This is a genomic window from Nostoc sp., assembly GCF_036919675.1.
Lineage (GTDB): Bacteria > Cyanobacteriota > Cyanobacteriia > Cyanobacteriales > Nostocaceae > Nostoc.
This window is the reverse complement of the sequence record NZ_JBALCP010000077.1, coordinates 149,661-173,426: the sequence shown is the minus strand read 5'-3', so window position 1 is coordinate 173,426 and position 23,766 is coordinate 149,661. Positions and strand designations below refer to the sequence as shown.

General features: G+C 43.9%; 20 protein-coding genes and 27 tRNA genes. 8 read left to right on the top strand and 39 right to left on the bottom strand.

Translation table 11 applies throughout. From position 1 onward, the window contains the following. Positions 1–26 precede the first annotated feature (26 nt). Positions 27–920: a tetratricopeptide repeat protein gene (locus V7K49_RS16725; RefSeq protein ID WP_334868959.1), complete on the bottom strand. Its 894-nt coding sequence runs from the start codon at positions 918–920 to the stop codon at positions 27–29. Positions 921–1,298: 378 nt separating this feature from the next. Between V7K49_RS16725 and V7K49_RS16720 the strand changes: the two genes are divergently transcribed. Further along, the gene (locus V7K49_RS16720) at positions 1,299–2,321 is read left to right on the top strand and encodes a hypothetical protein (protein ID WP_335206492.1); all 1,023 of its coding nucleotides are present in this window, start codon (positions 1,299–1,301) and stop codon (positions 2,319–2,321) included. A gap of 123 nt (positions 2,322–2,444) precedes the next feature. On the opposite strand, the gene V7K49_RS16715 is transcribed toward V7K49_RS16720, so the two are convergent. The 3 genes from V7K49_RS16715 to V7K49_RS16705 all read right to left on the bottom strand — a co-directional run bounded on the left by V7K49_RS16715 (position 2,445) and on the right by V7K49_RS16705 (position 4,276). Further along, complete coding sequence (locus V7K49_RS16715) at positions 2,445–3,614, bottom strand: homocysteine biosynthesis protein (RefSeq protein WP_273765949.1); 1,170 nt, start codon at positions 3,612–3,614, stop codon at positions 2,445–2,447. Between the two features lie 273 nt (positions 3,615–3,887). Continuing rightward, positions 3,888–4,097, bottom strand: coding sequence for a DUF6887 family protein (locus tag V7K49_RS16710; RefSeq protein WP_335206491.1), 210 nt, complete (start codon positions 4,095–4,097; stop codon positions 3,888–3,890). After that, on the bottom strand, positions 4,094–4,276 hold the full coding sequence (locus V7K49_RS16705; protein WP_335206490.1) for a DUF6888 family protein: 183 nt from the start codon (positions 4,274–4,276) through the stop codon (positions 4,094–4,096). Before V7K49_RS16705 ends, V7K49_RS16710 begins: the two co-directional genes overlap by 4 nt. Positions 4,277–4,350: 74 nt before the next feature. On the opposite strand from V7K49_RS16705, the gene V7K49_RS16700 reads away from it, so the two are divergent. The 3 genes from V7K49_RS16700 to V7K49_RS16690 all read left to right on the top strand — a co-directional run bounded on the left by V7K49_RS16700 (position 4,351) and on the right by V7K49_RS16690 (position 5,401). Continuing rightward, positions 4,351–4,896, top strand: coding sequence for a T4SS efffector SepA family protein (locus V7K49_RS16700; protein WP_335206489.1), 546 nt, complete (start codon positions 4,351–4,353; stop codon positions 4,894–4,896). Positions 4,897–4,994: 98 nt separating this feature from the next. After that, positions 4,995–5,174, top strand: a complete 180-nt coding sequence (locus V7K49_RS16695) for a DUF6888 family protein (RefSeq protein WP_335206487.1) — start codon at positions 4,995–4,997, stop codon at positions 5,172–5,174. 26 nt (positions 5,175–5,200) lie between these two features. Then, a complete protein-coding gene (locus tag V7K49_RS16690; RefSeq protein WP_335206486.1) occupies positions 5,201–5,401 on the top strand; it encodes a DUF6887 family protein in 201 nt (66 codons plus the stop codon). Positions 5,402–5,488: 87 nt separating this feature from the next. Here V7K49_RS16690 and V7K49_RS16685 read toward each other — a convergent pair whose 3' ends face one another. Both V7K49_RS16685 and V7K49_RS16680 read right to left on the bottom strand, forming a co-directional pair. Next, on the bottom strand, positions 5,489–7,216 hold the full coding sequence (locus V7K49_RS16685; RefSeq protein ID WP_335206485.1) for a succinate dehydrogenase/fumarate reductase flavoprotein subunit: 1,728 nt from the start codon (positions 7,214–7,216) through the stop codon (positions 5,489–5,491). A 561-nt stretch (positions 7,217–7,777) separates the two neighbouring features. Continuing rightward, a complete protein-coding gene (locus V7K49_RS16680; RefSeq protein ID WP_273765957.1) occupies positions 7,778–8,095 on the bottom strand; it encodes a hypothetical protein in 318 nt (105 codons plus the stop codon). Positions 8,096–8,990: 895 nt separating this feature from the next. Here V7K49_RS16680 and V7K49_RS16675 point away from each other — a divergent pair. After that, complete coding sequence (locus V7K49_RS16675; RefSeq protein ID WP_335206483.1) at positions 8,991–9,839, top strand: hypothetical protein; 849 nt, start codon at positions 8,991–8,993, stop codon at positions 9,837–9,839. A 425-nt stretch (positions 9,840–10,264) separates the two neighbouring features. Here the strand turns inward: V7K49_RS16675 and V7K49_RS16670 are convergent, their stop codons facing one another. From V7K49_RS16670 to V7K49_RS16650, 5 genes are all read right to left on the bottom strand, one after another. Next, positions 10,265–11,587 (bottom strand): ABC transporter substrate-binding protein, encoded by a 1,323-nt coding sequence (locus V7K49_RS16670; protein WP_335206481.1) that lies wholly within the window; start codon positions 11,585–11,587, stop codon positions 10,265–10,267. Positions 11,588–11,780: 193 nt separating this feature from the next. Continuing rightward, positions 11,781–11,872: transfer RNA gene (locus tag V7K49_RS16665), tRNA-Ser, on the bottom strand. Positions 11,873–11,955: 83 nt separating this feature from the next. Beyond that, positions 11,956–12,888, bottom strand: coding sequence for a 15-cis-phytoene synthase CrtB (gene crtB, locus V7K49_RS16660; protein ID WP_334868973.1), 933 nt, complete (start codon positions 12,886–12,888; stop codon positions 11,956–11,958). Next, the gene (gene pds, locus V7K49_RS16655) at positions 12,872–14,311 is read right to left on the bottom strand and encodes a 15-cis-phytoene desaturase (protein WP_335074024.1); all 1,440 of its coding nucleotides are present in this window, start codon (positions 14,309–14,311) and stop codon (positions 12,872–12,874) included. The genes crtB and pds overlap by 17 nt, the downstream gene beginning before the upstream one ends. 478 nt (positions 14,312–14,789) lie before the next feature. Then, positions 14,790–15,746: a phytanoyl-CoA dioxygenase family protein gene (locus tag V7K49_RS16650; RefSeq protein ID WP_335206479.1), complete on the bottom strand. Its 957-nt coding sequence runs from the start codon at positions 15,744–15,746 to the stop codon at positions 14,790–14,792. 399 nt (positions 15,747–16,145) lie between these two features. Between V7K49_RS16650 and V7K49_RS16645 the strand changes: the two genes are divergently transcribed. Further along, entirely contained in the window at positions 16,146–17,234 is a 1,089-nt protein-coding gene (locus V7K49_RS16645; RefSeq protein WP_335206477.1) for a glycoside hydrolase family 3 protein, read from the top strand. Here the strand turns inward: V7K49_RS16645 and V7K49_RS16640 are convergent. After that, positions 17,235–17,305 (bottom strand) — tRNA-Lys (locus V7K49_RS16640). Between the two features lie 721 nt (positions 17,306–18,026). Here V7K49_RS16640 and V7K49_RS16635 point away from each other — a divergent pair. Then, on the top strand, positions 18,027–19,607 hold the full coding sequence (locus tag V7K49_RS16635; RefSeq protein WP_335206475.1) for a group II intron reverse transcriptase/maturase: 1,581 nt from the start codon (positions 18,027–18,029) through the stop codon (positions 19,605–19,607). A 185-nt stretch (positions 19,608–19,792) separates the two neighbouring features. Here the strand turns inward: V7K49_RS16635 and V7K49_RS16630 are convergent. From V7K49_RS16630 to V7K49_RS16500, 27 genes are all read right to left on the bottom strand, one after another. After that, positions 19,793–19,876 (bottom strand) — tRNA-Ser (locus V7K49_RS16630). Positions 19,877–19,883: 7 nt separating this feature from the next. Continuing rightward, positions 19,884–19,957 (bottom strand) — tRNA-His (locus tag V7K49_RS16625). A 6-nt stretch (positions 19,958–19,963) separates the two neighbouring features. Continuing rightward, a tRNA-Ala gene (locus V7K49_RS16620) sits at positions 19,964–20,037 on the bottom strand. Positions 20,038–20,226: 189 nt separating this feature from the next. Further along, positions 20,227–20,300, bottom strand: a tRNA-Arg gene (locus V7K49_RS16615). A gap of 6 nt (positions 20,301–20,306) precedes the next feature. Then, positions 20,307–20,382 (bottom strand) — tRNA-Val (locus V7K49_RS16610). Positions 20,383–20,387: 5 nt separating this feature from the next. Next, positions 20,388–20,459, bottom strand: a tRNA-Gly gene (locus V7K49_RS16605). A 9-nt stretch (positions 20,460–20,468) separates the two neighbouring features. After that, positions 20,469–20,539: transfer RNA gene (locus V7K49_RS16600), tRNA-Gly, on the bottom strand. Between the two features lie 8 nt (positions 20,540–20,547). Next, positions 20,548–20,620, bottom strand: a tRNA-Thr gene (locus tag V7K49_RS16595). Positions 20,621–20,715: 95 nt separating this feature from the next. After that, positions 20,716–20,788: transfer RNA gene (locus V7K49_RS16590), tRNA-Leu, on the bottom strand. After that, entirely contained in the window at positions 20,779–20,973 is a 195-nt protein-coding gene (locus V7K49_RS16585) for a hypothetical protein (RefSeq protein WP_335206473.1), read from the bottom strand. Before V7K49_RS16585 ends, V7K49_RS16590 begins: the two co-directional genes overlap by 10 nt. Beyond that, positions 20,941–21,013, bottom strand: a tRNA-Pro gene (locus tag V7K49_RS16580). Before V7K49_RS16580 ends, V7K49_RS16585 begins: the two co-directional genes overlap by 33 nt. 1 nt (position 21,014) lies before the next feature. Then, positions 21,015–21,092 (bottom strand) — tRNA-Leu (locus tag V7K49_RS16575). A 6-nt stretch (positions 21,093–21,098) separates the two neighbouring features. Next, positions 21,099–21,175 (bottom strand) — tRNA-Leu (locus V7K49_RS16570). A 6-nt stretch (positions 21,176–21,181) separates the two neighbouring features. After that, positions 21,182–21,257 (bottom strand) — tRNA-Gln (locus tag V7K49_RS16565). A gap of 3 nt (positions 21,258–21,260) precedes the next feature. Then, positions 21,261–21,333, bottom strand: a tRNA-Gln gene (locus V7K49_RS16560). A gap of 5 nt (positions 21,334–21,338) precedes the next feature. Then, positions 21,339–21,413 (bottom strand) — tRNA-Asn (locus tag V7K49_RS16555). 6 nt (positions 21,414–21,419) lie between these two features. After that, positions 21,420–21,517 (bottom strand) — tRNA-OTHER (locus V7K49_RS16550). A gap of 22 nt (positions 21,518–21,539) precedes the next feature. Next, positions 21,540–21,614 (bottom strand) — tRNA-Arg (locus tag V7K49_RS16545). A 4-nt stretch (positions 21,615–21,618) separates the two neighbouring features. Continuing rightward, positions 21,619–21,709 (bottom strand) — tRNA-Ser (locus V7K49_RS16540). Positions 21,710–21,713: 4 nt separating this feature from the next. Next, positions 21,714–21,796: transfer RNA gene (locus V7K49_RS16535), tRNA-Tyr, on the bottom strand. Between the two features lie 7 nt (positions 21,797–21,803). Further along, positions 21,804–21,874 (bottom strand) — tRNA-Glu (locus tag V7K49_RS16530). Positions 21,875–21,946: 72 nt separating this feature from the next. After that, a tRNA-Trp gene (locus V7K49_RS16525) sits at positions 21,947–22,018 on the bottom strand. Positions 22,019–22,021: 3 nt separating this feature from the next. Continuing rightward, a tRNA-Met gene (locus tag V7K49_RS16520) sits at positions 22,022–22,097 on the bottom strand. Between the two features lie 10 nt (positions 22,098–22,107). Next, a tRNA-Cys gene (locus V7K49_RS16515) sits at positions 22,108–22,180 on the bottom strand. Between the two features lie 3 nt (positions 22,181–22,183). Beyond that, positions 22,184–22,305 (bottom strand) — tRNA-OTHER (locus V7K49_RS16510). Positions 22,306–22,309: 4 nt separating this feature from the next. Then, positions 22,310–22,383, bottom strand: a tRNA-Asp gene (locus tag V7K49_RS16505). A 118-nt stretch (positions 22,384–22,501) separates the two neighbouring features. Beyond that, positions 22,502–22,696 (bottom strand): hypothetical protein, encoded by a 195-nt coding sequence (locus tag V7K49_RS16500; RefSeq protein ID WP_334870011.1) that lies wholly within the window; start codon positions 22,694–22,696, stop codon positions 22,502–22,504. A 194-nt stretch (positions 22,697–22,890) separates the two neighbouring features. On the opposite strand from V7K49_RS16500, the gene V7K49_RS16495 reads away from it, so the two are divergent. Beyond that, a complete protein-coding gene (locus V7K49_RS16495) occupies positions 22,891–23,742 on the top strand; it encodes a polysaccharide deacetylase family protein (protein ID WP_335206472.1) in 852 nt (283 codons plus the stop codon). The last annotated feature ends 24 nt before the right edge of the window (positions 23,743–23,766 follow it).

Genomic DNA, 23,766 nt, shown 5'->3' with positions numbered 1-23,766 from the left:
TCCATTATCCAAAATTGAATTGCCCATTACTTGGGAGTACTCTCCAATGATGGTGCGGGAGATGCAGCAGGATTTGGGATAGGGGAAGCCGTTGCGGCGTTTTTAATTTCATCTTTGTACTGAGCAGGTGCTAAAGCTGCGGCACTATTAAACAAAAGTTTTGCATCTGCGTCTTTGCCCTGTTGTTTTAGGAGCATCGCTTTTGCCACAACGGGGCGAAAATCCTTGGGATCTTTCTTAATTGCTTGGTCATATACAGAGCTAGCTTGAGCGTAGCGTTTCTGGGAAGCGTGAACAGAACCTAACAGTACTTGTACGGCTACTGTATCTACACTTCCAGACTGAATTGTATTTGCTTGGGCTGCGTTAGAGAGGGTTTCTTGCAGCAAACCAATAGCCGCTTCTGGGCGTTGCTGACTGATCAACAGAGCTACCATTCCTTGCAAAGCCTTCAAATCGCCTGGTTTCGTGGACAAAACCGAGCGATAAGCTTGAGCGGCTCCTTCGCGATCGCCAATTTGCTGTTTGGCTTGAGCCAGTAGCACTGAATATTCTGACTGTTCGGGATTCAGCTTGGCTAGCTTTTCTAAAGGTTCAATGACAACTTGGATATCAGCTGGTTTAACCTCACTTTTTTCTTTTTGACTCAGTAGTTGTAGCCGCGCCTGCAATAACCCCTTAAGCGCAGTCTGATTTTCTGGTTCCCTTTGCAAAACCTGTTCATAACCCCGGACTTCGTCTTCCAGTTTTGATTTTTGGTCAGCGGAGGGCAAAGTGCCTCTGCTGCTAGCTGCATTCTGGCTTGAGGGTGGCGTATTATTAAATGCTCCAATTATGGGAATCACCGAAACACCCACAAAAGCAAGAATTGCCAGCGCCAAGACGACTTGAACTATCCAACGATTGCGCGGTTGAGACACAGTTTTGTCTTTCTCCTAAATTTTAATGACATTATCATTTACACAAATCGTAAAGTTAAAAATTTCCAAAACTTTGCGGAATACCGCCAATTGCCTGTGAATTTTATAACAATTAACTATCTACACTGCTAAAGTAAGTGATGACTTTAGGAGGAGCCGTCAGAATTGTAGCTATGATATGCTTCCGAAACTAGTGTAAAGGCGCTAAATTACACATTTAGTGTTTATACACTAAATTTAGCGCCTTTAGTATTGTATAGAGTACCCTAGTGTGACTTTGTGAAAAGCAAATATATTTTCATTAGTCGCACAAATGCTCTTTCCAGCTGCGTTTGTAAAATCCCACAATGGGATGTGTCTGTGCCGCAAGGAGTTTTTATGAATTCCGACCTGATGCCGTTGCCTGAATCCTCCAATTCTTCTGCCTCTAACCAGGGCCCAACTAACGTAGAGGCAGCCGCTAATATTCACATAGCAGCCCACTCCTCTAAATCTGAAAATTCGCCTGTCAAACCCAGCGAGACTGACTCAAATGATGGGTTTGCCAATCGACAGCAACCGATTCCGCCTCCCAGCGAACCGATGCAGTATCGAGCGATCGGGTTAGTCCGGGGTCGCTATCATGCTAGCAGCGAACAATTTACTCAAGGTACGCTGCTGACCAAAGATGGTGTAGAACTCAATGCCGTCCTCCTAGGCCGGATTATGAGCTTAGTTAAGAATCACCTAGACTTAGAAAAAGAACATTTGTGGGTGGTATATCCACGTACAAGACAAGAAAATGATACCTTGCACATCCAAATCGTCGGAGTTTGGGAGCCAGAAAATCTGGCTAAAAACTCAACAGATGAGGACGAGTCAGACTTAGAGTTGCAAGAGGTACAGACCCCTGATCATGGCTTATCCGAAAACTCTGAATTAAGTACAACTGCCCTAATACCCTCATCAGAAGTTGCAGATGGTGGTTTTTCTGTTCGTGGTGAGGTAGTATACCAGTCTTTTGACGCTAAGAGCTTAGTAGTCAAAATTAGGCAGGCTGCACGCAAACCAAATGACAAACCCAAATATTTTAAGTTGAAATTGAGGGGTGTGCTGACCACCAAAGCAGTAGGAAAGTTCTGGGACTTCCAAGCCAAGCGGGAAGCTGACGTTTTGATAGTAGAAAAAGCTGAGGCGATCGCTGACTTGCCCAAAAAACGCAAACCACCATTCAAAGGTGGTCCTCGTGCTGGTGGTGGTGCTGCTGGTGGTAGAAAACCATTCCCCCCCAAACGCAGTGGCGAAACCCCTCGTCCCATCAAGAAAACAGGCGCAGGCGGCGACTCCTCTGTAGTGTCAAAACCTATACCAAAAACGCCCGCTCCTAAGCCCATCAAGCGACCAAAACCAAATCAAGAGTAGGGCTTAGGAGCATGGGGCAATTCAATTTTAGATTTTGGATTGATGATTTTAGATTAAATTTCAATTCTTTAATCAAAAATCTAAAATCTAAAATCTAAAATTCTTACTCCCCAGTCCCCAATATCAAAAATCCGTTCGACGGTCTTGGGGTAGAAAAGATCGCTCCATCGGAATTGGGGAAACTGGTTCTGTGAGGGTAAACGTACCTGCTTCGATCCACTTTTTCAGCTCTAGGGCGACTTGCCTAGAAAAAAACAAACTCGCTAAAGGGGCAACGCGTACTGCTTTGCCCTCAATGGTGATACTCCCAGACTTGAGTTGAGCGTAACTCACCAAACCAAAGGTGGGACGGACGCGCCGGGGAATCGAAAAGTCCACTATTGGGGCTACTAAGTCTTTATTTTGCACGGCACAGTGTTCAACTACTTGTTCATTTAATACAGGCAGTGGTACACCAACGCCTAACATCAAAGAAGGGCCATAACTTTTGAAATAACAACCCCGCACCCAATGAGCATCCATTTGCTTGGCATCACCAATTAAAGCTAAAGTGGCGGAAGGTCCAATCGGTGTCCGATTAGCTAAACGTTTTTGTAAGGGGAAGTGCTGAGTGCCTTCCCAAGCGACATAGCCAACACCGCCGCCTAAAAAAATTCTTGTACCTATACCAACGAGTTGCAAATCGGGGTCGTTGAATAACGGGGAAATAGCACCGGGGTTGGAGTAAACGGCATTCCCCAGACGCGGTTGTAAAGGGCCGAGATAGGTGAAGAGAGGGCGATCGCCACCATTTACCCCAACAATAAAATTTTGATAAAGATTGCGCGGATTGAATAAATAAAACTGATTAATCGTGTCTCTAGTAACTGTAGTTTCAAAAGTTGCTCTAGGGTAACAATCTGTTACTTGTCCCTGCGCTTTGACGTGTATGGGTTTACCAGCGATTAAATCTTCGATTACATGACCGCCGCCGCGTTCTCGGACTTCTTCCCCGTCCATCGTTTCCACAGCACAACTCGCACCCAAATATAAATCTACTGCCCCAAAACCAGAGTATGCTGGCACGCCATCTAACCAGCAACGGCGAATTTTTATCGGGGGGTCAGTGTGTCCGAGATTGATAATTGCACCACTTGATTCCATCGGCTCAAACGTGCCAGTGGTAATTACATCAACTTCTTTAGCAGCTTTAGTAACACCGATTTCTACAACTCGTGCTTTTAATTCTTCAGTTGTCAACACTACCGCACGTTGGCGGCTGATTTTCTCATTAATTTCGGCAATTGTTCGCATTTTATCAGTGCTAGCGCTTCCTGTCTTCCTCTTTGAAGGATATCTTGATAAATCACAGACTCTTGCATAATTTCTTCTGGAAATAGTTATTGCCAATCCTACGCAACTGCTTAAACCCCATCCATTTTGAAAAGGAGAAGTTTTTAGTGAGAGCATATTATTCTGTTGTGGCTTGAGTTCTGAGCTTTACCTTAATTCCAAAAAACTACGGTTTTCAAGGTTTCACCTAGCCTATTTATCTAAGCCCCAATTTGAACTATAGGCGAGAGGCAATCATTCACTTCGATTGAGTTTCTCTCTTAAAAGAGCTTCTACCTCAGTTTCAGGATTGTCAAGATCGAAAGGATAAGGTTGTTGTGTAGCAGAGTCACTACGACTCATCAAAACTTGTAATGCAGCCCGAAACGCTTCTTCCTCATTCCTATGTTCTGAAATATACCGTTTTAATTCAGTATTGGTCATCTGGTTGAGGTTCTGCATCATAGAACAAATTTCCAATTCCCATTTTGATCAATTATGACTGCAATCTCATCGTTCAAACCAGCTTGAATATAAAGCGTTTTTAACTTTTGGTCGTAGCGGAAAACCTGGATGGACTGATACAGATTAGAAAGTAACTGGCAAAGAAATATCGCTGTATCTGATTGTTTCTGTGTTGGCATGAGGTTATGTGGCTACTACTTTTTATATATAAATATGTTACATTTATATAAATAGAGTGAATATACAAGCATAGATGATGACAGTTATCAGAATACCTGATCCCATTTACAAGAGGCTCCAAGCCATCGCTGTCCCTTTCGAGGATACACCTATCACTGTTATTGAGAAGTTATTGAATGAATATGAGGCACGTCACCAGCCTCAGCTAGTTTCTGAAATCGAAAATTATAGAGTTCTTGAACCTGATACTGTAAACAATTTGCACCATACCAGAGTGCTTCGAGCCGTGATGGGTGGTGAGGAAATTCATCAACCAAACTGGAACAAAATCGTTGATCAAGCACACGAACTTGCTATTCGACAAGGACTTTCTATAGAGGATCTCATCAAGCTAACCCTTGCTCATGTTGTTAAGGGTGAAAAAATTAATTTTGGTTTTCACTATTTGCCAGAGGTAAACATTTCGGTGCAAGGCGTAGATTCAAATCTTGCTTGGCGCAACACTTTGCATTTAATGAAGAATTTGAAAATGCCAATTGAAATATACTTCGAGTGGCGCAACAAAGAGGGAGCAGTATATCCCGGCGAGAAAGGTAAGCTCATTTGGAATGCTAAATAGCTAAATAGGATGTGAGGGTCACAACTATGATAGCATCATTGGATAGTTTTATATTAATAGTATGTTTGTAACATATAGATTTTTAAAGAAAAAAATTTATGATAAAAGAACCAACGGCTGACGAACTACAACCAACAGCAGGACAGCTACAATGCTTATATAGACTTTGCCATGAACTTACAAATGTGATGTTTCAGCCAATTCACATCGTGCGATTAGATGAACGAACGCTCAATATATTTATATTAGCTGGACAAAATGAAGAAATAGAGCTATAAATTACACCAGATGGTAGTATAGAACCATGAATCAGGTAAACTATGCAGTAATGAGTGACCAAGAGCTAAAAGGCATCCTTCTCACCCACAGAGATGACAAGGATGCCTTTTATGCTTACATGGATAGACGAAAATCTCGTCCTCATGATGCTGCAATAAAATTAAACGATCCAGCTTGGGAAGAAAAGATAATAGCTGTGATTCAGAAACAATTAAGTTCTGATTGATAGCTTAATCATTTATATTCATATTCTTAATCGAGGTAGACTAAATTTTTATAGTCACCTCGATTTTCCAAATGAATTTATCTTTGACTAATACTTCCGCTCTTTTGGCTCAAACATAGTAATCGCCACGGGCCGATACTGTATATCAATTCCCGCTGGTGAATAGTAAGCCATTGTGTGTTTGAGGAAATTAGCATCATCTCGCTGGGAATAATCTTCGCGGAAATGAGCGCCACGACTTTCTTGGCGATTCAGGGCTGATGCCAAAATCGTCTGTCCCACTACCATCAAACTTCGCAATTCCAAGGCTTCCACGAGTTCGGTATTCCAGCAACTGCCTTTATCATCTAAATAAATTTGCGGAAATTGCTGTTGTATTTCTTCTAATTTGTGTAACCCTTGACTCATTAATGCCTCAGTGCGGAAAACACCGCAGTACTGAGTCATACAATCCTGGAAGGCTTGACGGACATGGTTAATGCGGTACTGCCCTGGTTGTTCTAGCAAAGCTTGAATTTGTTGCTGGGCTTCCGTTACATAGCGTTGCTCATCCACAGAGGGCAACTTCCGTTTTTGCACAAATTGGGCGATCGCAGCCCCAGTTCTCTTGCCATAAACGACACATTCCAGCAGGGAATTACTCCCCAACCGATTAGCACCATGTACGGAAACACAAGATGTTTCGCCAGCAGCAAAGAAAGCATCAACTAGACCATCACCACTGCTGCGGACTTGCCCATCAGTATTAACTGGGATACCACCCATACAATAGTGAATTGTCGGGCGGACTGGCATAGGTTGAGTTACCGCGTCAACACCTACCAAACGGTGTGCTTCTTCCCAACAGAAGGGGACACGACTCATAATTTTTTTTTTGCCCATGTGCCGTAGATCCAGATAGACAAAAGGGCCGCCAGCGCTACCATCGAGATGAATACCACGACCAGCGCGAATTTCATAAGCGATCGCTCGTGAGGTAATATCACGAGGAGCCAATTCCATGCGACTGGGTGCGTAGTTCGCCATAAAGCGATCGCCTTCACTATTAATCAGATACGCCCCTTCTCCCCTTACCGCTTCCGAAATCAGTACCCCTACCGGATACAAACCAGTAGGATGAAATTGGACAAATTCCATATCTTCGAGCGGCAAACCTGCGATCGCAGTCATTGCCAAACCATCACCCGAAGAAGCGTAATCATTAGAGGTCGTGTTATAAACGCGGCCATAGCCTCCGGTGGCAAACATCACCGCTTTAGCCCGTACCACCTCGATATGTCCATCCAAAAGATTGAACATTACCACACCCTTGGCCTCATTTTCTAACAAAATGAGACGCATCACGTACCATTCTTCATAAACTTGTACGCCATAACGCCGCAGGTTATTAACCAATTCGTGCAAAATCGCATGACCGGTCTTGTCCGCAGCGTAGCAAGTGCGGTTGTGGGAATGTCCGCCAAAAGCCCGTTGGGCAATGCGCCCATCAGATAAGCGAGAGAACAAAACGCCCATGTGTTCCAAGTCAATCACCACATCTGGCGCTTCCTGGGCGAGAATTGCTACAGCGTCTTGGTCTGCCAAGTAATCAGAACCCTTGACAGTATCAAAGGCATGTGCTTGCCAACTATCTTCTGAATCAACATTTTTCAGCGATGCAGCCATACCACCTTGAGCCGCGACCGAGTGGGAACGAATTGGGTGGGTTTTAGCAACCACAGCAATATTTAAACTAGGGTCAGTGCGGGCAATTTCCACAGCAGCGCGACATCCCGCCAATCCACCCCCGACAATAATCACATCATGTTCCAGCATAATTAGCCCCCGACTGCAAACCACTGCTGTTCTATTGTAGAGACGTGATTAATCAGGCAGTGCATTAGGGAGTATCCCAATTTTGCCAAAATACACAGGATTGCCACAAAAACCCTTTATAAACCTCTTTCCTTTGTGTTCTTTGTGACGGCACTCGCTCATGGGGAGCCAGCGCTATGCGTTAAAGTGTCTCATGCCACTTGCTACAACTCTTGGAACCACCAAGGGCGCTGTGGCTCACCTTCTCACATTGCCAGAGGCTAACCCCAAGGGAGAAAACTGTGCTGCCTTTCCTTTGCAGTTAATTATTTCATTCTCCTGTCTAAGTCAAAATACCATATGAAAGAAAGTAAACTTGCATATTTGGGAGGCTCCCGTGCGTTGCAACAGTGGCGTCTCTCCAAAAAAATTCCCTGCCTATAGACAGGGATGTTATTACAAATTTTGAAATTAAGAGTCAAAAGTTAAAAATGAAGGGTTATGGGACAGATGAAGTAGAGACGCGATTAATCGCGTCTCTACTCCTAACTCCTGTACAGACGCGATTAATCGCGTCTCTCTTTAGCTAGTTGCTTGTACAGGTTGTTGCTGAGACACATTACCTGGTATGGGTTCCATTTTGGTTCCCGGTCCTACAGGAGTGACTTCAATATGATTTAACAAGGTAGTGACAAACGCAAACAACAAGAAAGGTAGCGAAAGCAGAACGACAAGACCCGCTGTTGCTAAAGCGTACACGGGTCGCTTGGCACCCATCAGCGCCAAGGCTGATGCCAAACTTAGGGTAATTGTAATCAACCAAACAATTATTTGACCGTAGATATCACCGAAAGTCAGGGTACAGACAAACCGATACTTTTGAGTATTATTTCCGCTCATCACATTTGCCTCAAGTCTCTCCTAATAGGTTCTACGTTAGAACCATGTTTACCTTCTAGACAATTTCTAAATATTTTTGCAAGCTTCGTAATATCACTTCACAATCAATTTCTTTTACAAAACACAACTCCTAGTACAGCATGGCATGAATAGACCAACCATACCCTATGGGAAACCCTTCTCCTGTAGTCGTCGCAGCTTGGAATTCTCCCCCTTCGCTTGTACTATGGTGTATACACAAGTCCTAAAAACCTAGTAATGCAAGAGTGTCTTATGCCGTAGGCTAACGCACCATCCTAGATTCAAGCCAATGTGCTGAACAGTTGGCACAAAGACTAAGTACAGCATTTCATTAATTCATAGCGAACTAAATTTGGCAATATGTTGCAATGCCAATGTATCCCGATGTAATGCCAATGCATCGGCCGCATTGTGAATGCGTCTCCCTGCAATGCCAATGCATTCCAATGCAATGTTAATGCGTCGGCCACATTGTGAATGTGTCCCCTTGCAATGCTAATGCATCCCGATGCAATGTTAATGTTAATCTGTTCCCCTGCGTTAAAAAAGCTACGCTTCTACGCAAAACTGGACTAAAAAAGTTTGGTGTTGATATAAACTAAGTTTTTTGTTAAAAGTTTTTGCAATCCTGATGACCTCCTTAACAAATAGACTGTTTGCTTAAAGCCAAGATAATTTTTGTCATTTGTCAAATTCCGGATATTTAGGATATAGTATTTAATTTTTTGCTGGGAAATATTAACTAGATAAATCCAGCAAAGTCAGGATGTAAAAACCGATTTTTTGATGTTAAATTTTGAGTATTGCCCGAATTTGTTGACTTAAATCAACAAAACCCTTTATTTTTCGTGGCAATATTGTTTTAGGAGTGAATGTGAATACTATTTTTCTTCGTAAAGGTGTTTTTTGGTTGCCAAGTATAGCTGCTCTTACAGTCCTGAGTAGCGGCTTATCTGCAATTGCCCAGACAGTTGATAAGGTGGGCAGTCAGCCATTAACCGACCCTTCCGCAACCGTGGCGTCTCCCAACTACTTTAGTACAAAACTAGATACTGCAAGCCAAAATCTCTCTACAGAAACAACTGAAACATTTACAGTCACAAATTTAGCTAAGGTACAGCAGCCCCCCAACGCTGCAATACAGGAAAACGCCAGTGTAACGCCTACACCGATTCCAGGCACAGTGGCAACCTCATCTGCGACGCTCACTTCTGAGTTTGTCCAACCAACTTCTCAAACTACTGCTCAACCATCTGCTCCCAAAGTGGCGCAATCGGATATTGATTTAGGTAGAACTACCCATCGTGGTGGCAGCAGCTATATTGGCGTTGCTGCTAACATTGGTTTGAGTGGTGGTGCTGACTCGTCTTTGGCCGACGGTAACTTCGCGGTAGTCAGCAAAATCGGACTGACAAATTCTATATCGGTGCGACCCTCAGCCGTATTTGGGGACAACACCACAATTCTACTTCCGATCACCTACGATTTTTCTTTCAAATCAGCAGATGCTTTTAGCGAACCGTTAGCTATTGCACCTTACATCGGAGTTGGTGGAGCTTACAAAACCGGTGATGATTCGCAATTTGCCTTTTTAGTAACTGGTGGCATTGATGTACCTCTAACTCCTCAATTCACGGCAACGGCCGCTGTGAATGCCGGATTTTTTGATAAAACTGATGTAGGCTTGTTGTTAGGAGTTGGTTACAATTTCACTGGCTTTTAAGCTCGACTTTATCCATTTTTTTCGCAACCTGATTGCTATCGCTAAAACCTCTGTAGTCCGGTAGTTTTACTTTTTTAACTTCATCGATAATCTGTGACGTGGAAAAAGTATTTGCCGAAAAGCCAGGGTTTTTGCCGGATAAAGAAAACCGAGTTCTTAATTTTGGATAAAGGAGAGTTAAGAGGATGTTTGGAAAGTCGTAAAGTATACTATAAACTCTGGTTCCATTGCTCTCCCCCGAAAGGTCAAGAGGGTTTGAAACCGCGATTCCCTTGTTGAGAATGGGGGCTGGGGGTTAGGTTTTCGAGATTTTAGTGTTAGCAATAATACTTTTAAAACATCCTCAAAGAGTTAGGAGTTATGAGTTATGAGTTAAGAGTTAATAATGTTTTACTGATAACTCTTAACTCATAACTGCTAACTTTCTACTTGGGAGTAACTTTGCCAATTACTTTGATTTTGCCATCGTCTCCTACTGTCCAAACATCGTATACACCGACGACATCGCCGTTAGCATCAACATCTACGTTGCCACTGGCTCCTTGATAGTTAATCTTCTTACCATCTTTAAGTAACTTCAGTCCCTCGCAGACATCAGTAACTTCTGTGCCAGGCCCATCAGCGACTTCACGGATTTTGCTGGCTATACCAACACCTGTATTTTCTTTAGCAGCTTGCGCTGCCAACGTCAATAAGGCAGTCGCATCCCAAGTTTGAGGAGCGTATTCCCCTGGTGCACTACCCTTTTTATCCTTCCACAGTTTGTTGAAAGCCTCTAGTGCTTTACCATCAGAACCAGGTACTGTACCGATCGCTCCGGTTAAGATATACTTGCCGTCACTGCCTTTGCCAACTTGTTCTGGGAAAGTAGGTGATTTCACACCATCTGTAAGCAGAATCTGTACTCCCTTAGCCAGGCCTTGTTGATAGGCGGCCTTCAGGAACAGACTGCCAGTTTCAGCGTATAGTACGGCCAGCACAGCATCTGGCTTACCAGCAAATGCAGCAGCTGCTTCTGTATCAAATGTCTGCGCTTTCGGGTCGTAGCGAACAGGCTTATCTTTATTAACGATGGTTCCACCCAATTTTTCAAAAGTTTGCACAAATGCTTTTTCAAAGCCAACGCCATAGTCGTTATTAATCACGACAGTAGAAATTCGCTTGAAACCTTTTTGATTGGCAAGTTGGGCTAATGCCAGTGCTTGGTAAGTATCGGGGGGAGCAGTACGCGCCCAAAAGCCTTTAAAGTCACCCTTTTGGGCCTTTTCAGTAAAGACGGGACTGGTACTACCAGGAGAAACCAGCATGACTTTATTCGGCGTGGCAATGGAGACTGCTGCACTAGAAACACTACTGGCAAAGGAACCAACTACACCTGCCACCTTATCCAAAGTTGCTAGTTTGGTCATACCCGCAGCACCAGCTCTGGGGTCGGTTTGGTCGTCTACTTGCACCAAGGTCACTGGTTCGCCATTGACACCACCGCAAGCGTTGACCGTATCGACAAGTAAAGGGACAGAACCTATCATCTGCTGTCCGATAGAAGCCAAGTCGCCTGTTGTCGGTAGCAGGGAACCAATTTTTAGCCCTTTAGCACTGCTTGTGGTAGTTGAGTTTGCTGCTGGGGTAGCAGTACTTCCATTGTTAGCTGTGCCATTGGGGGTATTGGTATCACCACAAGCCCCAACTAGGAACCCAATTGCTAGGGTAGCTATACTGAAGGTTAAGGCGGCGCTAATTTTTTTCATAAATCACTTTTACTCCTCAGATATTTAGGAGCCTAAAAGTAAGATTCAAACTAGATTTGTAACTTAGCTGGATCTTAATCAAGACTCCAAAGGATAAATCATATCATCCATCTTTGGGAGTAGAAGTATTTACCCCTAGATTAATATTTACTTTTGTACACAGGATATACTGCGTGTATCAAAGGCTGGAAAACGGAGAGGGAGGGATTCGAACCCTCGGTACGGAGTTGCCTGCCGTACAACAGATTAGCAATCTGCCGCTTTCGACCACTCAGCCACCTCTCCTGACTTACGAACATCAATGTTAGCAGACTTGTTGGGAAGAGTCAATAGTCATTTGTCATCAGTAACAACAAATGACTAATTGCTCAAAGGACTTGCGATCGCATCCAAGCTACGGGCAAAGTGCGTAATTTTTTCCACTGGGGAACGTAAGCCCGCTGACTGAATACATCATAATTGTTGCGTTCAATCACCTCCAAAATCTGACCGTACAACATTGATGCTGCCCACACGGGCCAACGGGCATCTGGCGCAAGACAAGTAATTCCCTGGTCTGACGTGGTATAGAATTGGCGGGCCCGATCAATTTGAAAGCGCATCAATGCCCGCCAACGCTCATCTACCACACCTTTGAAGAAGTCTTGCTCGGTGTAGTTGAATTTTGCCAAATCTTCAAGGGGAATGTAGATCCGTCCCCGTCTGGCATCTTCTCCCACATCCCGTAGGATGTTGGTGAGTTGATTGGCAATTCCCAGAGCGATCGCTTCTTCTGTGGGAATATATGGTTGTTTGTTCTGACGCCACGGAGCTGTATATATGGTGCTATCCACACCCATAACTGCTGTTGACATTAAGCCAACAGTACCAGCAACGCGGTAACAGTAGAGGTATAACTCCTCAAAGGTTTCATAACGACTGCGATATAAGTCCATCCGCTGACCGGCAATCATATCCCGAAAGGGCTGAATGTCCATCGGAAAGCGTTGGAGAGTATCAACTAAAGCGACATCGTAATTTTCTAATGGGCGTCCCGCAAAAATCGATTCCAGCTGCTGTTCCCATAGGTCTAGGGTTTCTGGCGTGGTAATAGCAGATGCGGGCCCATCCACCAATTCATCTGTACGGCGACACCAAGCGTAAATTGACCAAATAGATTGACGTTTTACCGGACTCATAAGCAAAGTACCCAGGTAAAAAGTCTTGGCATACTTTGCTGTGAGATGCCGACAAAGTTTGTAGGACTCGTCTACAGAGACCAGCGTTTTCATGCGCGGGGGGGAATCAGGCAGTTGCAGCATTCGTTGCGGGCGGTCGGGTGAGCGTTTGCAGGTTTGAGGGATTTGCTACCGGGAGAGCCTCAGAAATTGCCTGCGCTGTCAGCTTACCAGAAAGTACGGCACCTTCCATACTGCCTAAGTAGCGTTGCATGGTATAACTTCCGGCGAGATAGAAGTTGGCAATGGGCGTAACTTGTGCGGGACGGTACTGTTGACGACCAGGGGTCGCTTTGTAAACTGAACGCGGCGTTTTCACCACATGAGATTTTAGCAACGTTGCTGGGTTGTCTCCCCCAAAGTGGTCGGGAAAGAGTTTTTCTAACTCGGCAAGCGTTGCAGCCACAATCTCCTCATCGGATTTGGCAATCCAATCTTTTGCCGGAGCTAGAACTAATTCCAGCATCGAGCGATTGGGGTTGGCGTATTCACGGCAGGTATTGCTCATATCAGCATAAACGCTTAGGAGGGGCGATCGCGAAAATAGCAAGTGATCAATTTCTGTAAGTTTCCGGTCAAACCACAGATGCAGGTTAATCACTGGTACTCCTTCCAAACCTTCTAGCTTCTTGAAAAACTCCATTTGCTTCCAAGGCTTAGGCAACATCACTTTCATTGGGTCAACCGACATGGCAGATACATACACATCTGCTGTGAAAACTTCATCTTCTGCCCCATTTAACCCTCGAATCAAGTATGCTTTCACCGTGCCATCGGCGTTGAGCAAAATTTCTTTCAAGGGGGCATTCAACCGTACTTCCCCACCACGTTCTCTGATGTAATCTACGATCGGGCTGCATAGACGTTCTGTTGGAGAACCATCCAAAAATGCAATCTTGGAGCCATATCGTTCTTGCAGAAAGCGATTCAGTGCAGTTAACAGGATCGTTGCAGAAACTTCATCAGGATTGACAAAGGTGAGTGCTTTACATGCGGCGATAAAAACGTCACTAGTTACTCGCTCGTCAACACCTTGCCTTTTCAACCACTCTAAGAAGCTGTACTTGTCCATGTCTTCAACATATTTCTGACCCCGCACCACTGCTGGAAGTAGTCCAATTGCAAACCGAATCTTCTGCTCCCAAGTCAACATGTCTTTGTTGCGAAGAATCGATGCAATCACGTTGAAAGGAGATGGAATATCTGGAACATCAAAACGTGATAGTGTCCCAGGCTTGTCTGGTTGATTGAAAATCAACGTATGCTCTTTCCACTGGAGTCTGTCCTCAATGCCCAACTCCTTAAGCAATTGGAGCATATTAGGATATGCCCCAAAGAAGGCGTGTAACCCGGTTTCGTACCAGTCGCCATCAGAATCTTTCCACGCCGCAACAAGACCACCCAATACGTCCCGGCTTTCCAAGACAATGGGAGTGTGACCTGCGTCCGTGAGATATTTCGCGCAGGAAAGTCCTGCTAGACCAGCACCCGCGATCGCTACTCGCATTTAACCCTAATGCCCTTCAATATTTCTTAATGGTTTTGTCGTTTTCATTATACGTTGCAATCCGTTACATTTGGCAGTTATTGTGCGATCGCTTCCCCAAAAAACTTCTGTAAAAGCGAATTTTACCTGACATACACCTACCAGATTAAATTGCCAATATCATTGTCAGCAATGGGTTTGCGGCGTGCATTTCATCTAGATTTACACCACCAAATGTCAACAAACAAAAGTCATTCCTTTGACTGAGAATAGGTAGTTACAAACTCTTGTCTTAAAGTAGTTGATTTCTTTGGTAATCCGTGTATCTGCTCTGAGAAAATATCTAGGGCATTGGTAAAGCCTGCTAGTTGATATCCAGGTTACTTTCATTCGGCAAACACTTAATTAATGTAAATATAAAGACCAAATGTATTTTGATTAAGTATTTTTACTTAATTAATTGTAGAAACTGAAGGGGAAAATCACACCACACAAGTTACTAAATATATTTCAGTAGAGAAGCTGCTCGGAAGTCCTGCTGCATCCCATAGTCAGTTCGGGCAAATTCTATTTGTAATATTAAACGGTCTTTATGAGTAGGAGTAATTCCTTTATGAAAACAAAGCGGATCTTCCGCAAATCCAAAACCAGCTTTGCCACAAATCTTTACTAAAGATTCAGAACCATAATAATCGGTGATATCTTGATCTGTCTCTCGTTTACGTAGCCAAAGATGTGATAGCTTCTTCTTATTGTGACTACCACGAACACAGACATGAGGACCGCTTTGATCATCTATATCAGTTAAATAAAAGAAAAACTTCAGAAAACGATAATCGTCTATATCGTAGTCAAATAATTGAGCAGCTTGGCTTTTTTGACGATATGTTATGTCACCTGAAAAACTCCACCACATCAGATTCCCTTGATGTACTGCTTGAGCATCTAAATATTTAGTAGCTATTGCCAATAAGTTTGGATCATTTTGAAGTTTTTTTATAGCAGGGCAGAGTAAAGACGTATTAAAATAACTACCGATGAGAAAATGTTTTCCTGACTTAGTTTGTGCTTGTTCCTTTTGATCATAAAAGAAACCCATATTTGTTTTTCTATTGCCATAACAAACTGTTGAATGAGCAAATTCGACTATTTCTTTAACAATATCTTGGGGTAAATTAATTCCTAAATATAACCCTTCGATTTTCAGAGTGTTAACAACGTCATCTACATTCACATCTGGAAAATAACAATTGCTCTCATTGAGAACGGATGAATATAATTTAACTGAACGTTTTAAGAAAAATATCATCATAGCTCGCCCAGTTTTAAATCGAGCAATTTTACGCATTAAAAGCCATCTAGGATTTTTAGTCAATCCTTTGTAATTTTCATAACAAATATCATAAAATTTTGAATAAATTCTATTTAGATTGTTATTGAATAAACTTATAGACATAAGTCTCCTGAGATTTAGATGGTAGGATGCGTTCACGGAGTGACTCCAAAGGAGGATCACAAAAATGCTTTTGCAGAAAAACTAATTTATCCTTACGTAAGTAATGCCATGTAATATATTATTCTAATTGTTAAAAATCAATAATCATATTCCCTGATAGTATATTTACTGGTTTTTTTATAAAGTTAGTATTTTTTAAAGAGTTAGTGAGAGGTTGAAGGGTATTGAGCATAGGGCATTGTTCAAGAAGCGGGACAAACAGAAAATTCTTCCCCTTTAGCACCTCTGCCCTCTGCCTCTTAAAAGTCCCCACTCTCCATAAGGTTGTAGAATCAGGGTTTATGTCTTCTAGGTTAAACATCCCAAGTTGTTTGCTACACAACTATAAGGTAAAGGATTATGCCAGTATCGCAGGAGCTAAGGCGCTTTGGACATCACCTGATTCTAGGTATTTCCAGCACTACATTAAGTGATGATGATAAACGTGCACTCAATGAATTGAGACCGATTGGGGTGATCTTTTTTGCTAAAAACTTTCTGGATGGCACCCCCTATGAGTTTTGGCTGGAGAGCTTCAAGGATTTGAACAGCCAGATACGAGAATATACTGAACGTGATTCAATGTTTGTGACTCTAGATCATGAAGGAGGTCGTGTAATTCGTACACCACTGCCGATTACCCGATTTCCTCATGCCTTGTTGCTGCGATCGCAAGCCTATGAGGTAGCAAAAGCCACAGCACTAGAACTCAAATCACTGGGAATAAATTTATCGTGGGCACCTGTAGCAGATATTTTTTCCCATCCCAATAACCCTGTGATTGGCCCTCGCGCCTTTGGTAGCACTTCCGAAACTGCTACTCAAGGTGCCTGTGACTACTACCTTGGACTTCAAGAGTCAGGAATTTTGGGATGCGCCAAGCACTTCCCTGGACATGGAGACACCAGCAAGGACTCTCATATCGAGCTACCAATAGTTAATCTGACTTTAAAAGACCTGCGACTTCGAGAACTTATACCCTTCAAAGCGCTAATCGAATTACAGATTCCTTTGATTATGACTGTCCATATCTTATTTCCCAAGATAGATGCTGATGTACCAGCAACTCTTTCCGAGGCTATCCTCAAAACCATACTTAGAAAGGAACTTAACTTTAAGGGAGTGGTTGTATCTGACGACTTGGATATGAAAGCTATCTCAGATATGTTTACTAAGGCTGGTACTGTGGCGCGGTCATTTCATGCAGGCTGCGACCTATTTATTGTCTCACGCAATATCAATTCATCATCTATTCAAAGAACCTATCAGATTGCTGAAGATTTCCTTGATTCCCTCAGCAAGGGTAGCTTAGACGAATCAGTAGTGGAAGCAGCCAGAGAAAGAATCGATAAACTACTGGCAGTAACACCGCAATATCCCGTCTATGCTTTGGATAAAGATATATTATTGCAACATGCACAACTAGCGATCGCTAGTTCCTATTCATAATGGGTGGTATAGGGGTCGAACCTATTTCTGCGGGTTAAAAGCCCGCTGCACAGCCGTTATGCCAACCACCCTAGTTAATTTAAATTAGGACTTACGCAAGAACTCTCTGAAACTCTTATTTCTCCGTGTCCTCAGCGTCCTCTGCGGTTCGATTTTCCGTTACCTGTGCGTAAGTCCTGTAAATAAAGAAATGAGCCGCTGCGATCGTATTACATCGCAAGTGTTGGTGCGATTCGTTGCTTAGTGAATCACGGTAATCAGCCTGTACATAACTAAGCCAACCTGACAGCAGATTACTGTCCTTAAAAGGTTGAACTCTCGGTCAGATGCAAGTGAAAGTCTTGCCATTCAGACTCAGAATTGACTCCTTACCTGCCCACACCGAACAAGCTCGATTCTTGTAGAGTGAAGCTGGGAACAGGGCGCAATCAGACAGCCGTTACGGGTTGACACTGGCGCTAACAGGGAGTTCCCATGATGAAACAGAGCCTAGAAAAACGACCTATGCGAAAGCAGGGCGTAACACAACAACCCTGACTTTACTAGAGACAAAATCCAATTCCCGCCGCATCTCAACGTAATAACGGCAAGAGTCCAGGGAATCTAGTGGTCGAAATGGCTACATCTAACGGAACAATCAATCTCTCCGAGGGAACGAATAAAAACGATTTGTGAGTCTTGGGGAAGTCGAACCCCAGGTAGGTTAGACGAGAAGCGGAACTCTCACAAGTCGGGTAGGACAGTCCGTAATTGGACTGAGGTGTTCAGAAAATACAAACTCCAGAAGAGAAAATGATTAGACACAGTTACAAAACTAGTGAATCTTGGAGAGCTTTACCGTGGAAGAAATTCCGCCGAAATCTTTTCCGCCTTCAAAAGCGCGTATTTAAAGCGGTTCTTGTTGGAGACAAGCGGAAAGCTAGGTCACTCCAAAAGCTTATTCTAAAATCAACCTCGGCTCGATTTCTTGCAATAAGACAAGTATCTCAGCTAAATGCTGGCAAAAAGACGGCTGGTATTGATGGTAAAAAATCCCTCACTGTTAGCGAACGCTTCCATCTGGAAGAATGGCTAAGAGTAAATAGCGGAAATTGGAAACATCAAGGCTTACGAGAAATTCCCATCCCCAAAAAGGATGGCACAACCAGAATGCTTAAAATACCAACTATCGCGGATAGAGCTTGGCAATGCCTGGCAAAATATGCCCTTGAACCAGCACATGAAGCCACTTTCCACGCCAGGAGTTACGGGTTTAGAACTGGGCGCTCTGCTCACGATGCACAAAAGCACATCTTTAACAACCTTAGAGCCAACTCCAATGGAATAGAGAAACGAGTTATCGAACTCGATATCGAAAAATGCTTCGATAGGATTAACCACTCAGCAATAATGGACGAACTCATTTCCCCCAAAGGCTTAAAACTCGGAATATTCCGATGTCTCAAGGCGGGAGTAAACCCAGAATTCCCCGAACAAGGAACGCCTCAAGGGGGAGTAGTTAGCCCACTATTAGCAAATATCGCACTTAACGGGATTGAGAGTATCCACAGATATCACCTTGGATACAAAGAAGAGAACAGGATTACATCTAAAACCCCGGCAGTGAAAATTGTCGAGCCATCAATCCGTTACGCGGATGACATGGTTATCATACTCCGACCCGAAGATAATGCGATAGAGATACTTGAAAGAATCAGCGAGTTCCTCCGTAAACGCGGAATGAATGTAAGCCAAAAGAAAACCAAAGTTACCGCCACGGCAGATGGGTTTGATTTCCTCGGATGGAACTTTAAAGTCCAGAAAAACGGGAAGTTTAGAAGCACTCCTTCAACGGATAACTTCAAAGCATTTCGTAAGAAAGTAAAACACATCGTCAACAACTCGAATTATGGTGCTACCACAAAGGCTGAGAAATTAGCCCCGGTAATTAGAGGTTGGAGAAATTACCATCGCTTTTGCAAGATGGACGGGTCGAGAAATTCGTTATACCACATCAAAACAAGAGCATTCAAGGTATTCAACAAGGAAACTAAACAAAACCGCTACTCTAGTAAGAAATTATTAGACAAAGCATTCCCAGCAATTTCCTACTCCGAAAACAAACACGTCATGGTTCAAGGGACAAAATCCCCCTATGACGGAAATACAACCTACTGGAGCGAACGTAAAAGCAAGCTCTACGACGGTGAAACTTCTATTACTCTTAAGAAGCAAAACCATAGATGTGCTTCCTGTGGTCTGAAATTCATAGATGAAGAAAAGGTACATTTGCACCACATCGACGGAAATCATGCCAACTGGAAAAAGAATAATCTAGAGCCAATTCATGAGAGTTGCCACGATTATATCCACATGAGCAAAAGCAAAAGCTGAGAACATCGGAAGCTGGGTGCGGTGAAAATCGCACGCCCAGATTTAACTGAGAGGTGCGGGGAATAATATCCCCCATCGACTCAACCTAACACCAATGTTAGATATAAATCCACCTGGGAGGTACTGCCCCTCCTCTCTTTGTGTTATCAGCACAGCGCCTCGCTTCTCGGCTTCAGGTGGAAAAGAGGAAGATGGAGGAATCGAACCCCTACAGTTTGCTGTACTCTGGTTTTCAAGACCAGTTTGCCATCCATTCAGCAGCATCTTCCATTCAGGGGTGCCTGACGGGACTTGAACCCGCTATGACTGGTTTCACAAACCAGCGCCTCGACCACTTTGGCTTCAGACACCATCAGTGGAATCAATGGGAATTGAACCCATAACCTCCTGCTTGCAAGGCAGGCGCTCTAGCCATTTGAGCTATGACCCCATCAAACAAGTAACAAAGAGCAAAGTAAAAAGTAAAAAGAAAGAGAAATAATTAAATTTTGACTTTTACAGCAGAATTCAAGTATTTGAACCACATCTGTCGTAGGGGCGCAAGGCCTTGCGCCCCTACGACAGATGTGGTCTATTTACCTGAAAATAGCTATAACTTTTAACTTTTGACTTGTTTAAGCGGGAGTGGTAGGACTTGAACCCACAACTTTCGAGGTAGAAGCTCGAAGCTCTATTCCATTGAGCTACACTCCCAATATTTGGTAATCCTGGCAGGAATCGAACCTGCAACGCTTTGCTTGTAGGGCAACTGCTCTACCGTTGAGCTACTAGGATTATGCAAGCGAGTGGAGGGACTTGAACCCACGCACTGAGTATGGCGTACTCAGATGCTACCGACTACATCACACCCGCAAGTTTCAGAGCGGACGGCGAGATTTTAACTCGCACGAAGACGTTGGAAGCGTCTCATGCTGCCGTTACATCACACCCGCATTAGTCAAGCTGGTAACAGGAATTGAACCTGCAACCTACTGATTACAAGTCAGTTGCTCTGCCAATTGAGCTACACCAGCACTGTTTTTGGTGACGGGGGCAGGAATTGCACCTGCTGATGTGAGGCTTATGAGACCTCCAAGCCACTCTTGCTTCATCCCCGCAAAATCACCAATACCCCTGACTGGATTTGAACCAGCAACCTCTTCGTTCTAAGCGAAGCGCCTCTTCCGTTGGGCTACAAGGGCAAAGTCTGAGTGGCAGGGATTGAACCTGCGACCTGGAGTTCCCGAAACTCCCGCGCTACACCCAGATATTTTGGTACTTTCGACAAGATTTGAACCTGCAAAATCTGGATTCTGATTCCAGCACTTATGCCACGTTCTGTGACAGCGGCATATCGGGATGGCAGGACTCGAACCTGCGACTCCATGCTCCCAAAGCATGGCTTCTCGCCACTGAATTACATCCCGTTGGTACTCCTGGTGGGAGTCGAACCCACAAACAAACAGATTTTAAGTCTGCCACCTCTTCCAATTGGGCTACAGGAGCAAGTTTTGGTACTCTTGGTGGGAATTGAACCCACAACATACCGTTTTTGAGACGGCAGCCTCTTCCAGTTGGGCTACAAGAGCAGAGTTTGGCAGCCCCACCAGGACTCGAACCTGGAATCTTCGCCTTCAAAGGGCGCTATGTTGCCAATTACACTACAGGGCTTTATTGCCAGGGCAGGGTTTGAACCTGCAACCTCATCGTTCAGAGCGATGCGACTTACCAATTCGTCCACCCGGCAATGAATGGCTGCCTCAGTAGGACTCGAACCTACAACCGCGCGGTTAACAGCCGCTTGCTCTACCATTGAGCTATGAAGCAACGAAGCCCCCCAGGTCGGAATCGAACCGACGACCTCCTGTTCTTGTCTTTCAGACACGCTACGCGAACAGACAGGCGCTAACTACCAACTGAGCTACCGGGGGATAAAAGAAGAGATCATTGTAACGAGAGCGGAGGGATTTGAACCCTCAAATCTTCAGTTTCGTAGACTGAGATGTTATCCGGTTACACCACACTCTCAAAACGGAGAGAACAGGATTTGAACCTGCGACAGGTATGTAATTACCCGCTTCCTCTTAGCAGGAGGACGCTTTCAGCCACTCAGCCACCTCTCCATAGTGGGTCGAGCAGGATTTGAACCTGCGTGCAAAAAAGAACAGTTTTACAGACTGTCGTCTTCAGCCAGACTCGGCCACCGACCCATAATCATTCCCTCGACGAGAATTGAACTCGTATCTGTGCTTTGAAAGAACACTGACTTAACCATTCGTCCACGAGGGCATAATTGACTGAATTTTAGATTTTAAATTTTAGATTTTGGATTAAAAAATTTAAAATCCAAAATTGTCTGACACAGGGACTAGGATTTGAACCTAGAACATCGGATTTGGAGTCACGAGGTGTTGCCGTTACACCATCCCTGCATTTGGTGGCAGCGGCGGGATTTGCACCCGCATATACCAGGGTATGAACCTAGTGCTTTGCTGGTTAAGCTACACTGCGATCACACCAGAGGCTGAGGTGAGATTTGAACTCACGATATCGGTTTTGCAGACCGACGCCTTCGACCACTTGGCTACTCAGCCATTTGGAAGTCCCGACGAGATTCGCACTCGCAATTTTCAGTTTGAGGAGGCAGCGCGTTGCTCTGGTTCCCAGAGTTGTAGCGACTGCCGTAAACTGACGGCTTAAACTATTCGCCTACAGGACTGCAACCAGGGTGACGGGATTTGAACCCGCAACATTTCCGCAGACAACGGAACGCTCTAGCCAGTTGAGCTACACCCCGATTTTTTGGAATCTGTGCCTAAACTTTTAGGTTTTTAGGCACAGATTTTTGGTGAACTTGCCCATTTCTTATTTAGTTTTCAAGGTTCAGAAAAATTAGCTTTTACTATTAGAAACTGTTAGGAAAACAACCGAAACTCTAGGTAGCAAGCCTGTTGTGTATTCCGGATGTCTTCAGTAGTTTTGATGAGTGCAAACTTAGAACTTTTTTCGTTTATTGCCTCTACTTCCGATGGTTTGCAAGTAGGAGCAGCTTTGTTGACTGGGGACTCTGGTTTATTCCAACGCCTGTCCTTTAGTTGTATGTTGAACATGACTTTGACTCTTGGGAAGCTTGTCCTTCCCCTCACTACATTTATACTACAAAATACTACAAGAAGTGTCAAGGGGTTTCAGAAAATTTTTTTGAAATTGTCTAAAAAAGCTTCTGCACTTAGATTTGAACTTGCTCACACCTCCTAAAAGTCAAACTACAGCTTATGATTGGGTGAGTCTTTAAAAGCCTGACGTGACAGACAACTACTTCAAGCGACAAAAGATAATTAATTTTGTCGCGATCGCCTCTACGATTACAGCTTGTAGTATAACTCCAGGCACTTCCCCACAATTGGGGTTGAACAAGCCTTTAAGCAAAAGCCATACTGCACAGGTTCAAAATCATCAAGTAAAGGATCAAATTAATGCCCAACTATCGCCATCAGCCAAAGTAGAAAACCCTACCTTTACAGTCCCAGCTAAATTTCAGGGAAAAACAGTTTATCAGGTGCATCCCAGGAATAACGAGAAGGTTATTGCTCTAAGCATTGATGATGGGCCCTGGCCAAAGACAACCTTACAAATGCTGGATATTCTGAAGCAAAATGATGTTAAAGCAACATTCTTTTGGGTAGGACAAGCCTTACAAGCAAATCCCGACCTAGCCAAGCGCGAAGTAGCTGAAGGATACGCCATTGGTAACCATACTTGGCATCATTGGTATCGGCGAATGGATGAAGCCACAGCCAAGAGTGAAATTGATCGCACATCTGACCTGATATACAAAACTACAGGAGTCAAAACTGCTCTGTTTCGTCCTCCTGGAGGCTTTTTAAATAACGGACTAGCCACTTACGCTAAAAGCCAAAAAGATGCTGTAATTATGTGGTCGCTAACTTCAGCCGATACTGACCCTCACGCCAAACCACAAGCATTTGTAAATAATGTCTTGAAAGGCGCCAAACCAGGTTCTATTGTTTTGATGCATGATGGTGGTGGCGATCGCCGAAGAACTGTAGAAGCTTTGCCACAAATCATCAGCGGACTCAAACAGCAAGGCTACCGATTTGTGACAATTCCCGAACTTCTAAAAATGGGGCAATAAAGGGTGAGAAATTCTCCTCACCCG